14 protein-coding genes and 1 pseudogene are annotated in these 14,103 nt (G+C 63.6%); 3 read left to right on the top strand and 12 right to left on the bottom strand.

The annotated features are described in order from the left end of the window. Positions 1–63: 63 nt before the first annotated feature. The 7 genes from G1E_RS12130 to G1E_RS12100 form a co-directional block, all read right to left on the bottom strand. A complete protein-coding gene (locus G1E_RS12130) occupies positions 64–429 on the bottom strand; it encodes a Na+/H+ antiporter subunit G (protein ID WP_009684171.1) in 366 nt (121 codons plus the stop codon). After that, positions 426–704, bottom strand: a complete 279-nt coding sequence (locus G1E_RS12125; RefSeq protein WP_009684170.1) for a K+/H+ antiporter subunit F — start codon at positions 702–704, stop codon at positions 426–428. The genes G1E_RS12130 and G1E_RS12125 overlap by 4 nt, the downstream gene beginning before the upstream one ends. After that, positions 701–1,189: a Na+/H+ antiporter subunit E gene (locus G1E_RS12120; RefSeq protein WP_009684169.1), complete on the bottom strand. Its 489-nt coding sequence runs from the start codon at positions 1,187–1,189 to the stop codon at positions 701–703. The genes G1E_RS12125 and G1E_RS12120 overlap by 4 nt, the downstream gene beginning before the upstream one ends. Next, positions 1,186–2,865, bottom strand: a complete 1,680-nt coding sequence (locus G1E_RS12115; RefSeq protein ID WP_009684168.1) for a monovalent cation/H+ antiporter subunit D — start codon at positions 2,863–2,865, stop codon at positions 1,186–1,188. Before G1E_RS12115 ends, G1E_RS12120 begins: the two co-directional genes overlap by 4 nt. Then, positions 2,862–3,206 (bottom strand): Na+/H+ antiporter subunit C, encoded by a 345-nt coding sequence (locus G1E_RS12110; RefSeq protein WP_003250128.1) that lies wholly within the window; start codon positions 3,204–3,206, stop codon positions 2,862–2,864. Before G1E_RS12110 ends, G1E_RS12115 begins: the two co-directional genes overlap by 4 nt. Continuing rightward, complete coding sequence (locus tag G1E_RS12105) at positions 3,206–6,121, bottom strand: monovalent cation/H+ antiporter subunit A (protein WP_047149842.1); 2,916 nt, start codon at positions 6,119–6,121, stop codon at positions 3,206–3,208. The genes G1E_RS12110 and G1E_RS12105 overlap by 1 nt, the downstream gene beginning before the upstream one ends. A gap of 149 nt (positions 6,122–6,270) precedes the next feature. After that, positions 6,271–7,221, bottom strand: coding sequence for a DMT family transporter (locus G1E_RS12100; RefSeq protein WP_009684165.1), 951 nt, complete (start codon positions 7,219–7,221; stop codon positions 6,271–6,273). 84 nt (positions 7,222–7,305) lie between these two features. Between G1E_RS12100 and G1E_RS12095 the strand changes: the two genes are divergently transcribed. Then, on the top strand, positions 7,306–7,869 hold the full coding sequence (locus G1E_RS12095) for a helix-turn-helix domain-containing protein (protein ID WP_009684164.1): 564 nt from the start codon (positions 7,306–7,308) through the stop codon (positions 7,867–7,869). Between the two features lie 78 nt (positions 7,870–7,947). Here the strand turns inward: G1E_RS12095 and G1E_RS27545 are convergent. Next, positions 7,948–8,136 (bottom strand): annotated as a pseudogene (locus tag G1E_RS27545) (cysteine hydrolase); the annotation flags it as partial. A gap of 74 nt (positions 8,137–8,210) precedes the next feature. On the opposite strand from G1E_RS27545, the gene G1E_RS12090 reads away from it, so the two are divergent. Beyond that, entirely contained in the window at positions 8,211–8,591 is a 381-nt protein-coding gene (locus tag G1E_RS12090) for an antibiotic biosynthesis monooxygenase (protein ID WP_009684162.1), read from the top strand. On the opposite strand, the gene G1E_RS12085 is transcribed toward G1E_RS12090, so the two are convergent. Both G1E_RS12085 and G1E_RS12080 read right to left on the bottom strand, forming a co-directional pair. Then, on the bottom strand, positions 8,570–9,340 hold the full coding sequence (locus tag G1E_RS12085; protein WP_009684161.1) for a S9 family peptidase: 771 nt from the start codon (positions 9,338–9,340) through the stop codon (positions 8,570–8,572). The two genes, G1E_RS12090 and G1E_RS12085, sit on opposite strands and share 22 nt — an antisense overlap. After that, positions 9,324–10,436 (bottom strand): DUF3182 family protein, encoded by a 1,113-nt coding sequence (locus G1E_RS12080; protein ID WP_033690636.1) that lies wholly within the window; start codon positions 10,434–10,436, stop codon positions 9,324–9,326. The genes G1E_RS12085 and G1E_RS12080 overlap by 17 nt, the downstream gene beginning before the upstream one ends. Before the next feature lie 186 nt (positions 10,437–10,622). Between G1E_RS12080 and G1E_RS12075 the strand changes: the two genes are divergently transcribed. Continuing rightward, positions 10,623–12,431 (top strand): aminopeptidase P family protein, encoded by a 1,809-nt coding sequence (locus G1E_RS12075; RefSeq protein ID WP_009684159.1) that lies wholly within the window; start codon positions 10,623–10,625, stop codon positions 12,429–12,431. A gap of 39 nt (positions 12,432–12,470) precedes the next feature. On the opposite strand, the gene G1E_RS12070 is transcribed toward G1E_RS12075, so the two are convergent. Next, positions 12,471–12,752 carry a hypothetical protein gene (locus G1E_RS12070; RefSeq protein ID WP_009684158.1) on the bottom strand — a complete coding sequence of 94 codons (282 nt, stop codon included), beginning with the start codon at positions 12,750–12,752 and terminating at the stop codon, positions 12,471–12,473. A 189-nt stretch (positions 12,753–12,941) separates the two neighbouring features. Further along, on the bottom strand, positions 12,942–13,829 hold the full coding sequence (gene rhtA / locus G1E_RS12065; RefSeq protein ID WP_009684157.1) for a threonine/homoserine exporter RhtA: 888 nt from the start codon (positions 13,827–13,829) through the stop codon (positions 12,942–12,944). Between the last annotated feature and the right edge of the window lie 274 nt (positions 13,830–14,103).

Here is a 14,103-nt window from a genome sequence, read left to right as displayed (position 1 = left end):
CCTTACGCCGCCATGGTGCGCCGCGAGTTGCAGCGCCTGAGCCAGGTGTGAGGCGGCAGACCTTCAGTTGCCACTGTCGCAGCCGCTGCTGACCTCTTCAGGCACTGGCTCTTTCGCCACCCGCTTGCGGAACAGCGCTGCCCGTGCGAGCAGCAACGTGGTCACCGGCACAGTGATCGACAGCAGAATGGGGATCAGCCAGGCGTGCAGCACCGCCGCGTCCTTCAACCACGAAAAATAGATGATCGAGGCCAGTGCCACGCACCAGGCGCCGATGGTCGAGGCCAGTGCCGGTGGGTGCATGCGCTGGAAGTAGTCTTTCAGGCGCACCAGGCCCACTGCACCTACCAGGGCGAACAGGCTGCCGGTGATCAGCAGCACCGCCGTGATCAGTTCCAGCCAGAATGGCAGTACCAAGGTTTCAGTCATTCGATCACCTCACCGCGCAGCAGGAACTTGGCCAGGGCAAACGAGCCGACGAAGCCGAACAGCGCAATCAACAGGGCACCTTCGAAGTAGGTGTCACTGGCATAACGGATACCCAGCACCAGCATGGTCAGCATGGCCAGGATATACAGGTAGTCCAGCGCCAGGACCCGGTCCTGGGCAGACGGGCCACGGAACAGCCTGAACAGCGCCAGGGCCATGGCCAGGGCGAAAATGAACAGGCTGGCGAGGACAGCGTTGGCGAGCAGGCCTGTCATTGGAAAATCTCCATCAGTGGGCGTTCATACGTGTCCTTGAAGTGCTGGACGAAGGCCGCTTCATCGTCCAGGTCGAACACATGCAGCAGCAATACGCTGCGGTCCAGAGCCAGCTCCGACCAGACTGTGCCAGGCACCACCGTGGTAATCATCGCCAGGGCCGCCAGGCCGTGCGGGTCGCGCAGGGCCAGCGGTATATGCACGAACGCCGAGCGTGGCGGCTGCTTGCCGGCCCGCAGCACGCCGCGGGCAACCAGCAGGTTGGACATGATGACATCGACGCCGACCCGGCCGATAAGCCGGGCGACGACCAGCGGCCGCTTGACGTGTGCGTGCTGCGGCCGCAAGGGGGCCATCAGCAGTGGCGCCAGTACGCCAAGGGCGGCGCCCAGCAGCAGGTTACCGGGGCTGACCGAGAGGTTGAGCAGCAGCCACAGGCCGAACAGCGAGACCGAGAGGAGCGGGGCGGGGAACATGCGGCTCATGGCAGCACCTCGGCGCTGGGCGAAGTCGGGCCAGGGATCGGCCGGGCGGCCATTACGGCATCGATATAGGCATCTGGCGCCTGCAGGCTGGCGGCCGTGTCCTGGGTGTAGCGCAGCAATGGCTCGGCCTTGAGGCTGAGGAAGATGCACAGGCCGAGCAGAATGACGATCGGCAGGCATTCGAACCGGCGCAGTACGGGTGACGGGCGCTCTTCGGGCTTCCAGAAGCGTTGGATGCCAACCCGGCCGAAGGCGATCAGCGAGGCCATGCCCGAGAGTATCAGCAACGCTACCAGCCCCCAGCCGGCGGCACTCAGGGGCTGCTCGACGGGGCCGCCCAGGCCGTTTGGGTTGAACAAGGCGCTGATCAGGTTGAGCTTGCCGACGAAGCCCGAGAGGGGCGGCATGCCGATGATCAGCAAGGCGCAGGCGATGAAACTCAGGCCCAGGAAAGCCATGGTCCAAGGGATGATCTGGCCGATCACCGCCTTCTGCTCGTCATCAAGGTTGATACCTTTGGGGGGGTGCAGGGACTCCAGCGGGGGCGGCATCACATCTTCTTCTTCGTCCAGCGGCGCCTCATTGGCCGAGCGCGAACGTTCGACCAGCTCGGCGAGCAGGAACAGGGCGCACAGTGCCAGGGTCGAGTTGACCAGATAGAACAGTGCCGCACCGGTCAGCGCGGGCTGGGCAAAGCCGACCGCGCCGAGCAGGGTGCCGGCCGAAACCAGGATGCTCAGCGCTGCCATGCGTTCCAGGCGCTGTGCTGCGAGAATGCACACTGCGGCCACCGCCAGGGTCACCAGGCCACCGTACACCAGCCATTGGCCGCCGAAATGGGCCGAAGCGCCGGCCTGGCCGGAGAACAGCAGCGTCCACAGGCGCAACACGGCGTACAGGCCGACCTTGGTCATGATGGCGAACAGCGCAGCCACCGGCGCACTGGCCGATGCATAGGCCGGTACCAACCAGAAGTTGAGCGGCCAGATGCCGGCCTTGACCAGGAAGGCCATGGCCAGGATGGCTGCACCGGCGTGCAGCAGGCCACGGTCAGCTTCTGGCACCAGGGGAATCTTCAGGGCCAGGTCAGCCATGTTCAGGGTGCCGGTCACGCCGTACAGCATCGCCGCGCCAATTAGGAAGAGCGACGAGGCAAACAGGTTGATGGCGATGTAGTGCAGGCCGGCACGCACGCGCGCGCGCCCCGAACCATGCAGCAACAGGCCGTAGGAAGCGGCCAGCAGCACTTCGAAGAACACGAACAGGTTGAACAGGTCGGCTGTGAGGAACGCGCCGTACAGGCCCATCAGCTGGATCTGGAACAGGGCGTGAAAGCTGGCCCCGGCACTGTCCCAGCGGGCGCGGGCAAACAACAGGGCACTGAAGCCGATGACCCCGGTCAGGGTCAGCAGCAGCGCAGACAAGTGGTCCAGCACCAGCACGATACCGAATGGCGCTGGCCAGTTACCCGGCAGGTACACGCCGATCGATTCTGCCTGGCCCTGGGTGCGTACCCACAGCAGCAGGCTGACGGCGATGGCCAGGCCGGTGAGGGTCGACAGCAGGTTCAGGCGGGCTTTGATGCGGCGGTGTTTTTCGCCCAGCAGCAGCATCATGGCCGCCGTGACCAACGGTAGCAGGATGGGCGCGACGATCAGTTGACTCATGTCGCTCATTCGTCACGCTCCCGGCCATCGACGTGGTCGGTCCCGGTCAGGCCCCGCGAGGCCAGCAGCACCACCAGGAACAGGGCGGTCATGGCAAAGCTGATCACGATGGCGGTCAACACCAGGGCTTGCGGCAGCGGGTCGGTGTAATGCAGCAAGTCCTGGGTCACGCCGTCCTTGATAATTGGCTCTTTGCCAATGAACAGGCTGCCCATGCTGAAGATGAACAGGTTGACGCCGTACGACAGCAGGCACAGGCCCATGATGACCTGGTAGGTACGCGGGCGCAGGATCAGCCATACGCCCGAGGCGGCCAACACTCCGATGGCGACTGCAATGACTTCTTCCATCAGGCGGCTCCTGCTTGGTTGGTTTTCGCCGGGTTACCCGGGCGGTAGGCACGCACCGACTGGTGCGCCAGCGCCGTGAGGATCAACAGGGTTGAACCGACCACCACGGTGTACACGCCGACATCGAAGAACAGCGCACTGGCCACGTGCACGTCGCCCAGCAAGGGCAAGTGCAGGTGGGCGGTATGGGTGGTCAGGAACGGGTAGCCGAGCAGCATGGCGCCGCCCCCGGTGAGGGTTGCGCAAAGCAGGCCGGTGCCCATCCAGCGCAGCGGCCGCAGGCTCATCTGCGCCTCGACCCATTGGGTGCCCGCCACCATGTACTGCAGGATGAACGCCACCGACATTACCAGGCCAGCGACAAAACCGCCCCCTGGCTGGTTGTGCCCCCGCATGAACAGGTACATCGAGACCAGCAGGGCGATGGGCAGCAGCAGGCGCACCAGCACCGCTGGCACCATCATGAAGCCCAGTGCGGTATCGGTGGCATGCCGCGGGTTGATCAGGTCGGTGACCACGTCAGGCGCCAGCTGGCGCTGCTGGGCCGGCAACTGCATGCTCTCCTTGGGTGGGCGGAAGCGCCGCAGCAGGGCGAATACGGTCAGCGCAACGGCCACCAGCACGGTGATTTCACCGAGGGTGTCGAAACCGCGGAAGTCGACCAGCATGACGTTGACCACATTGGTGCCACCGCCCTGCGGCAGTGCGCGGCTGAGGTAGAACGAGGAAATGTCATTGGGTGTCGGCCGCGTCAGCATGGCATACGACAACAAGGCCATGCCGCCACCAACCAGTACCGCCAGCAGCAGGTCGCGCAAGCGGCGTATGCGCGCACGCTCCAGGCTGCCGGGCGATGGCGAGACACCTTCGATACGCCGAGGCAACCAGCGCAAGCCGAGCAGGATAAGCACGGTGGTGACGACTTCCACCACCAGCTGGGTCAGGGCCAGGTCGGGTGCGGAGAACCAGACGAAGGTGATGCAGGTCATCAGGCCGCAGACGCTGACCATGGTCAGGGCTGCCAGGCGATGGTACTTGGCCTGGTAGGCAGCGCCGATGGCGCAGGCGATTGCGATCAGCCACAGCGCGACGAATACCCCGGACCCGGGAATTTTCGGCCGCTCGCCCCAGCTCAGGCCGCTGTAGAGCATGGGCGTGAGGCCGGCCAGGAATGCGGCGACCACCAGCATGAACAGCTGCGACTGCAAACGCCGGCTGGTGAGCAGGCGCTCGATGCGCCGGGCAAGCAGCATCAACTGCACCTGGCCGTACTCGAACAGGCGCTTGCCGTTGAACCGCTCGATCACCGGTGGGGAAGGGAAGCGGCCCCGCCGCAGCTGCTTGCGCAACATGAGGTACAAGACGATACCGCCGCTCATGGCGAGCAGGCTCATGAGCAGCGGCGCATTCCAGCCATGCCAGATCGCCAGGCTGTATTCCGGCAGGGTGCCGCCGACCACCGGCAATGCCGCGGCAGCCAGCAGCGGCCCGACCGACTGCGCGGGGAAAATGCCCACGACCAGGCAGGTGAGTACCAGCAGCTCCACCGGTGCACGCATCCAGCGCGGCGGTTCATGCGGGGTGTGCGGCAGGTCCTGGGCCGTAGGGCCGAAGAACACATCGACGGTAAAGCGCAGCGCATACGCCACGCTGAACGTGCCGGCGAGCGTGGCGACTACTGGCAGGGCGGCTTCGACCCAGGCGGTGGAGCTGATGAACACCGTTTCAGCGAAGAACATTTCCTTCGACAGGAAGCCGTTCATCAAGGGCACGCCAGCCATCGAGGCACTGGCCACCATGGCCAGGGTGGCGGTGTACGGCACCAGGCGGATCAGGCCACTGAGGCGGCGGATGTCGCGGGTGCCGCTTTCGTGGTCGATGATGCCGGCGGCCATGAACAGCGAGGCTTTGAAGGTGGCATGGTTGAGGATGTGGAACACCGCGGCGACCGCGGCCAGCGGGCTGTTCAGGCCGAGCAGCAGGGTAATCAGGCCGAGATGGCTGATGGTCGAGTAGGCCAGAAGGCCCTTCAGGTCATTCTGGAACATCGCGGCGAAGGCGCCGAGCAACAGAGTGATGGCGCCGGCGCCGCCGACGATCCAGAACCACTCCTCGCTGCCAGAGAGCACTGGCCACAGGCGGGCCAGCAGGAATACCCCGGCCTTGACCATGGTTGCGGAGTGCAGGTAGGCCGATACCGGCGTTGGCGCAGCCATGGCGTGGGGCAGCCAGAATTGGAAGGGGAACTGGGCGCTCTTGCTCAGGGCGCCGATCAGGATGAGGGGCAGCAGCACCGGATACAGCGCGTGCTGGCGGATGGTGTCGCCGGCAGCCAGGACCTTGTCCAGGTCGTAGCTGCCGACCACATGGCCGAGCAGCAGCGCCCCCACCAGCAGGCACAGGCCGCCTGCGCCCGTTACCATCAGTGCCATGTAGGCGCCGCGGCGGGCGTCTGCACGGTGGTGCCAGTAGCCGATAAGCAGGAAAGAGAACAGGCTGGTGAGCTCCCAGAAGAACACCAGCTGGATCAGGTTGCCGGAGATCACCAGGCCCAGCATGGCGCCCATGAACGCCAGGAAAAAGGCGAAGAAGCGCGGCACCGGGTCTTGGGGTGACATGTAGTAGCGCGCGTACAGCGAGACCAGCGTGCCGATGCCTAGCACCAGCAGCGAGAACAGCCAGGCGAAGCCGTCCATGCGCAGCACCAGGTTCAGGCCCAGGCTGGGCAGCCACAGGAACTCTTCGCGAATCACGCCCCCGTGGGCGACCTGAGGGTAAAGCAGTGCTACCTGGACGGTACCGACCAGGGCTACGAGCCCGGCAAGGATGGACTCGGCGTTTCGTGCGTTGTGCGGCAGCACGGCTGCCAGGCAACTGCCCACGAACGGCAGAAGCAATAGCACTATCAAAGACATAGCGGCCTATTCTGGAGAAGTTTGCAAGGATCATACGTGCCGGGGGGGTGATCACCAACACGCAAGCTGTCGCAGAATCCTACAAATAGACTGTGACAAGTGATTTTTTTATAACAGTTTTTTACAAAGCATAGCTGCAGTTGGCTGCTTCATAGGCCTGCCTGCCGCTCACCCGGTACCTGCTCGCCGTCCCCTGTGGCGCATTCGCTGCGCCGCCGTACCTTGAGTTCGCTGACTACCACCGCGATCACGATCAGCAGGCCGCCCAGCAGCGCCACGCCGGGGAGCCGTTCGCCGGCGATACGCCCGACGATACCAGCCCACACCGGCTCACCAGCATAAATAAGCGTTGCCCGGGTGGGCGAGACCGACTTCTGCGCCCAGTTCATCGCCACCTGAATTACCGCACTCATCGCGCCCAGGCCGATAGCGCTGACCAGCAGCAGCCAGGAAAAGTCAGGGATGCGCTCCTGGGTCGGGACGATCATCAAAAACGCCAACACCGACGCGGTCGCCAACTGGACAACGGTGACCCGACGCACATCGACCTGGCCGGCGTAGCGGCTGATCAGGATGATCTCGCCAGCGATCGCCACAGCGCTGACCAGGGTCACCATTTCGCCTTCACTGAAATGCAGGCTGCCGCCTTCCGGGCCGGCCAGCAGCATCAGGCCGGCGAACGCCAGGCAAATGCCGATGCTGGGCATCAGGCCTGGCCGGCGGCCGAGTACCAGCCACTGCAACAGGGGCACGAACGGCACATACAGCGCAGTGATGAACGCCGACTGGCTGCTGCTGATGGTCTGCAGGCCCATGGTCTGCAAACCATAGCCGAGCATGATCGTGACACCGATCAGCATGCCGGCCTTGAGCTCGGTGAAGGTCAGCCCAGGCAGCGCCCGCGCTGACACCACGCCCACGAACAACGCCGCTGCCGCAAAGCGCAGGCCGACGAAGAACATCGGGCCGCTGACACTCATCACGTTATGGACAAGCAGAAAGGTGCCGCCCCACAACATGGTAATGAACACCAGCACGACTTCTGCCTTGCTCAGGCGAAAGGTAACGGTGGGGGTTGGCTTGCTGCTGGGCTGGATCATGGTCTTGCACACTCGGCGTCAGGCGGCGCACAATCGCCGCAAAGTGGGCAGTATACTGCGCAATACACAACGGTGAGCATTATAGTGCACAAAGAATCCGCGCACCGTGCTTCGGTGCTGCAACACGTCAGCCTCAATGTTCGCAGCCTGCGCAACGCCGCTGGTATGAGCCAGGCGGTGCTGGCTGAACGCTCGGGGGTTAGCCGGCGCATGCTGGTGGCCATCGAGGCGGGGGAAAAGAACGTCAGCCTGACCACCCTGGATTTGATCGCCGAGGCGTTGGGGGTGGCCTTCAGTACGTTGATCCAAGCGCCGGACCTGCGTGATCCAGGGCGTATCGAAGAGCTGGCCTGGGCGGGCGAGCACCCCCAGAGCCGGGCGGTTTTGCTGGGCACCAGCGCGGCGCGGCGCGAGGTCGAGCTGTGGGAGTGGACGCTGGCGCCGGGCGAGCGTTATGCCAGCGAGGCCGATGCCGAGGGTTGGAGTGAGCAGATCTATGTATGCGCAGGGCAACTTACCCTGATCATTGAGGGGATGGAACATCGCCTGCAGGTGGGGCAGTTCCAGGTATTCCCCAGCAATTGCCGGTACGCCTACCGGAACGATGGCGCCGTGCCGGTGCGGTTTGTGCGCAATGTGGTGATCTGAGGCCGCGCAAGTTCGCCGCCCCGTGGTGGTTTGCAAGTGATCTGCCGGTGGGATGGGGCGCAAAGCGCCCCGAGCACCTCATGCCTGTTCGGCCACCATTTCGCTCGTCTTCACGACTTTGGCGTAGGCGGAGGCCAACGCTGCCATGGTCGCATCCTGTACTTGGGCCGCTGGCACCTGCTTGCCGTCGAACATCAGTGCCAGGGTCGCGCAGGCATCGTGCACCAAGGTCACTTCAAAGCCCAGGTCGGCGCGTGCACAAACCGCTTGACCTTGACTTAACTTGAGGTTTTACCCTGCTCGGCATCGCGCTGCATGCGCCCGTAGCCAGGAGACTGTCGATGTCGGCAAACCCTCAAGCCCTGTGGTTCACCCAGATGATCGAATATGAAGTGCCAAGCCCGTGCCAGCAGGCGTTGGCTCAAGCGCTGGTGGTGCGCAGCGAAGTGTTGGCAGCGCGCTGCGAAGGCCTGCAAGGCGTCAGCATTCAGGCAAGCGACGATGGCAGCCGGGTGCTGCAGTACCTGCAATGGCAGTCACGCCAGGCCTGGTCGGCGGCGGCCGAGTATTTCAATGAGGAACCCTTCCTCGAGCTGTTGCGCCGGCACCAAGCACGGGGTGTCAATTTTGCGGCCTACCAGACCTTGCGCAGCCTGGTGCGCAGCGCCGATGGCGGCCTGCATTGCCAGGTAGGGGAGGGTCAGGCGTACCACGGTGCGTAGTGTGGGTACCGGTCCAGGCGGGCACCGATGACCATTTCGCTGATCCATGCCGCCAGAATCGAGCTGTAGGCTTTCTGGCTTTCTTCACTGGATAACGCGTGGTCGGCGCCGTCGACCATGCGGTGGGTCAGGGAGTGGGCGCTGACAAATGCCGAGCGGTAGCTCATCAGGGTGCTATGCGGTACATAGTCGTCCTGTTCGGACTCCACCAGCAGCACATCACCGACGAACTCGGCGCAGGCGGCCAGGGCGCGGTTGTCGGCCGGCCCCAGGGGGCGCTGGCGGTAGGCGTTCAAGCGCTGACGATCAAGGGCTTGCTTGGGGCTGTCCCATTCTTCGTCCCAGTACATGGCCGGGACCCGCAGGGCCAGCCATTTCACCGGGCGTTCGCGGGTCAGCAAGGTGGCCAGGTAGCCGCCATAGCTGCTGCCGATGATGGCGATGGCGTTGCTGTCGACCGCCGGGTGGCTGATCAGGCGGTCGTAAGCCACCAGCAGGTCTTGCAGGTTCTGCTCACGGGTGACGGTCAGGCGCTGGCTTTGGGTTTTTTCATGGCCGCGCAGGTCGAAGGTCATGCACACGCAGCCCAGGCCGGTGATGTGTCGGGCGCGAGCCAGGTCACGTTGCTGGCTGCCACCCCAGCCGTGGACGAAGAGAATACCTGGCATCTTGCTGCCAGGGCTGACCAAGGTCCCGGCGATGCGGTCGTTCTCGACCTGCAGTTCGACGGTTTCACTCTGAATGGTCATGCTCGCGAATCCGCGCAAATTTACTGAGTTGTCCGAGTTCACTGTCGTTTCCTTGGTAGAAAAGGGTGGCATCCGCGGGCAGGTCGGCGCTGCCGAACACTTCATGGGTGGACGCTCGTACCTGCTGCAGTGCCGGGTCGTCGGCAAATGCCTGCAGGGCCAGCAGCTCGGCGCTGCTGGCACCGCCCAGGCGCCAGGATTGTTCGAGTACCCCGCTGCATGGCTGGCCAGAGGCAGTGGTGCCGCGGGCGATATCGTAGTTGCGCCGCGACGCCACAAAGCCCGGAAAATGCCGTTCGGCAGCCTGTTCGTAGACCATGGCCTGGTTCACGGCCAGCCGCAGGTGGTCTTCAAGGGGGCGTTGCAACAGGGCCTGATAGTCGCCACGGACTACGATCAGGTCAGATCCCGCGTACACCTCGCAGCCCTGATGGTCACGGGTGAGTTGCTGGGTGCCATGGTAGCTGCAGGTGAGGCCGGCCACCCTGACCTGACCAACGCTGAAGGTCTGCACTTGGCTCAGGTCTTCTTCCAGCACCAGTCCCCATACCGCCAACTGCTGGTCGTCCATACCGTTCAGCAAAGGGGTCAGCTGATCCAGTTCTGTGATCACCTGTTGCCCGCGGCCTGCGCTGGCCCGTACTGGCTTGACCCGCACAGGACCAGCGCGCAACAGCAAGGCTGCAGCATGGCGGGCATCGGGTTTGCTGAACACCGTAAAACCGCGCAGCAAGGCGTCGCCGGCCTGGCGGGCGAAGCCATCGGTCCAGCCCTCAGGGCCGGAGGCTCCGGCAGGCAGCGGGTGGGAAATGGCTTTGGTGGCCATGTAGGGGCAGGGTACCAAGCCGCCGAATAGATCGGACTCACTGACAATGCCCAAGCTGGCAGCCTGCTCGGTATCGGTCAGGGTTTCGGTCGGGATGCAATAGTAGTTGTCGGTGGCGACAGGCAGCCGCGTGGGCTGCACATGGGGGCAGCCCAGCAAGCGTGCCAGGCCCTCGGCGAGCTTCAGGTGCACGGCCCGCTCATGCTCGGGTGTATGTTCCCGAGTGTCGAGCAGCACGACTGCAGTTTTAGCGGGGCAGGCACTGGGCATGGTCTGCTGCCTGTGTGTGGCGAATGTACAGTGTGTGAAGCCGTGACCCTGGGGAAGTTCAGCAATACTTGATCGGCGGTCCTTGTGTAGGACGGTTCCGGTTCGCGCCTGGGCGATTGCAGGGCTTTGGCGCCTGCTCCATTATCCGCCTATTGGATCAACCGTGATGTAGCCGCAGGAGAGCGCATGAACGTGCAGACCCCCTTTGAACACAGCGTGCCACAGCGCCTGATGCGTCTGCGCCAGGCCATGGCGGCAAGGCACGTCGATGCCTTGCTGGTGCCTTCATCCGACCCGCATCTCTCCGAATACCTGCCCGGCTATTGGCAAGGGCGCCAGTGGCTGTCGGGGTTTCATGGCTCGGTGGGTACACTGGTGGTGACCTCGGCGTTTGCCGGGCTATGGGTCGATAGCCGCTACTGGGAACAGGCCGAGCATGAATTAGCCGGCAGTGGCATCGAGCTGATGAAGCTGTCGCCGGGCAAGCCTGGCGCGCTGGAGTGGCTGGGAGAGCACGCTGAGCCCAACGGCACCGTGGCAGTCGACGGTGCCGTCATGGCATTGGCCTCGGCGCGGCAATTGTCAGAGCGCCTGAAGGCGCGCGGGGCGCGGCTGGTAACCGACCAGGACCTGCTGGGCGAGGTGTGGGACGGGCGCCCGGCGCTGCCTGGCAATCCGGTCTATCAGCATTTGCAGCCGTACGCCACGACGAGCCGGGCGCAAAAGCTCGCGCAGTTGCGCCAGGCCATGCAGGCCAAGGGGGCCGACTGGCACTTCATTGCCACCCTCGATGACATCGCCTGGCTGTTCAATCTGCGCGGTAGCGATGTCTCATACAACCCGGTGTTTCTGGCCTTCGCCTTGATCAGCCAGCAGCAGGCCATGCTGTTCGTTGGCGAAGGCAAGGTGGATGCGCACCTGCGCCAGGTACTGGCGAGCGACGGTGTCGAAGTGCGCGACTACAACGAAGCAGGGCAGGCGCTGGCTGCCATGGCGGCAGGCAGCCGGCTGCTGGTGGACCCGGCACGCGTCACCTGCAGCCTGTTGGCCAACTTGCCGGCGGGTGTGGCGCTGGTCGAGGGGCTGAACCCCACCACCCTGAGCAAGGCCTGCAAGGGTGACGCTGATCTCCCCTACATCCGTCAGGTCATGGAGGAAGACGGGGCGGCATTGTGCGAATTCTTCGCCTGGCTGGAAGCCAACCTTGGTCGAGAGGTCGTCACCGAGCTGACCGTGGACGAGCAATTGAGTGCCGCACGTGCACGGCGGGCGAATTTCGTGTCGCTGAGCTTTTCGACCATTGCAGCCTTCAATGCCAATGGTGCCATGCCGCATTACCGCGCCACCGAGCAGTCGCATGCACGCATCGAAGGCAACGGGCTGTTGCTGATCGATTCGGGTGGGCAGTACCTGGGGGGGACTACTGACATCACTCGCATGGTGCCGGTGGGTGTTCCCAGCCAGGCGCAGAAGGAAGACTGCACCCGCGTGCTCAAAGGCATGATCGCCCTGTCGCGGGCCACGTTTCCCCGTGGCATCCTGTCGCCCCTGCTCGATGCCATTGCGCGCGCGCCGATCTGGGCTGACCAGGTCGACTACGGGCATGGGACCGGGCACGGGGTGGGCTATTTCCTCAATGTGCATGAGGGGCCGCAAGTGATTGCCTACCAGGCGGCACCGGCGCCCCATACGGCCATGCAGGCGGGCATGATCAGCTCGATCGAGCCGGGCACCTACAGGCCTGGGCAATGGGGGGTACGCATCGAAAATCTGGTGGTCAACCGCGAAGCAGGCACGAGCGCCTTCGGTGACTTCCTGAACTTCGAGACCTTGACACTGTGCCCTATCGACACCCGCTGCCTCCTGCCCGAACGACTGACCCAATGCGAACTGGAGTGGCTCAATGGCTATCATGCCCACGTGCGCGAGCGTTTGGCCCCGTTGTTGAAAGGGGAGGCGCTTGGCTGGCTCGAAGCGCGTACCGCGCCGCTGTAAAGCGCGGCAAAGAGGGCAGCCGATGCGCTGCCCTTGCTGCTATTTGCAGATGACGATCATGCTGCGGCTGGTGTAGCCCGCTGGGTTGATGCCGAACAAATAGTCACCGTCTTCTTCGTCGCTGTCACCAGACCGTGCGACCACCCGGTAACCGCGGGTGCTGCAAGCGCTTGCAGCCTTGCTGTAACACTTGTCCCACGAGGATGAAAGGCCGGAGCAATTGATATGCAGGCCCTTTTTGCCCTTCTTGACCTCGGTCTTGGCCGTGGCGGCACATCCAGCAATAGCCAAGATGGCCAGGATGAGAAAAATACGTTTCATTCCTGTCCTTATATGCAGGGCGAATCCGATGTCAGACCCTGTCGTTATCGCTTCGGTTCTTCCTGAGTTTCCTCAGCGCCAGTGTTCGCTTCAGTAGAACGCGTGAAGATCGTGATGCTGTGACAGCTTAATCAGCGGGGCCGATCGCGACAATCATTAATACGGTCTCAAATGAAAATATTTCTCATATCAGTCGGCGGCGATCGGTAGGCTGGTTTCTTTTCGCATCGACAGCGTAGTGCCCACAGAGGCCGCAATGATCGCCAGGATCGCCAGCCATTGGGTGACTGTCAGAACTTCGCCAAGGAACAAAAGGCCCGACAGCGCCCCGAATGCAGGCTCGATGCTCATGAGGGTGCCGAAAGTGCGCGCCGGAATGCGCGTCAGGGCAACCATCTCCAGGCTGTAGGGCAGGGCGGTGGACAGCACTGCAACGGCGAGCGCTACGGGAATCAGCGCCGGGGTGAGCAGTGCGCTGCCGGCATGGGCGATGCCGATAGGTGCGACGAACAGGGCGGCTACCACAACGCCCAGGGCGGCACTCTGGATGCCATGCTCGGCGCCGGCGCGTTGCCCGAACAGGATATACAGTGCCCAGCAAACACCCGCCCCCAGGGCATAGGCTGCGCCCACAGGGTCAAGTGCTTGCCCGCCATGGCCGGCTGGCAGCAAGAGCAGCAAGCCAACAATGGCCAATGCGATCCAAAGGAAGTCGGTGGGTCGACGCGACGACAGCAGCGCCACGGCTAGCGGACCGGTGAACTCAAGGGCCACGGCAATGCCGATGGGCACCGTTTGCAGTGCCATATAAAAGAGGAAATTCATGCCGCCCAGGGCCATGCCATAGATGATGACGTTGCGCAGGGTTTTGGCGGTCAGGCGAACCCGCCAGGGGCGCAGTATCAGCAGCATGATGATGCTGGCGAAGATTAGCCGCAGGGTGGTGGTGCCTTGTGCGCCAACGATGGGGAACATGCTTTTGGCCAAGGAAGCGCCTGACTGGATCGATGCCATGGCAATCAGCAGCAAGCCTATCGGGAAGAGGGTGGCGGCCAGGCTGCGGGGCTGGGTGTTCATTTAAGGGCGGCATTCCTTGGAGGGGGTGGGGTGAGCAATATAGTGCGCAATTAGCAGGGTAGTGGGCAATGCCCTGCAGAGTTTTGTAGCGCTGGCGAGCGTGCAGGGCAGGGTGCAGGCCGAGCACGCTGTTGCTCGGCTGCAGGGATTCTGCGGAAAACCTAAATTATTGAAATTAAAGGTTGACCTACAAAAACGCCGCCCTATAATGCGCACCATTCCAACGCGGTAGCAGGCACTGCCAGCCACTGTGTTGAGTCAAGTGTTTGAAGCT

Origin of the sequence: Pseudomonas sp. TJI-51, assembly GCF_000190455.2 — a bacterium.
In the GTDB taxonomy this organism is placed as follows: Bacteria; Pseudomonadota; Gammaproteobacteria; order Pseudomonadales; family Pseudomonadaceae; genus Aquipseudomonas; species Aquipseudomonas juntendi.
Note: the sequence above shows the minus strand (reverse complement) of the source record. Positions and strands in the feature narration are given on the sequence as shown.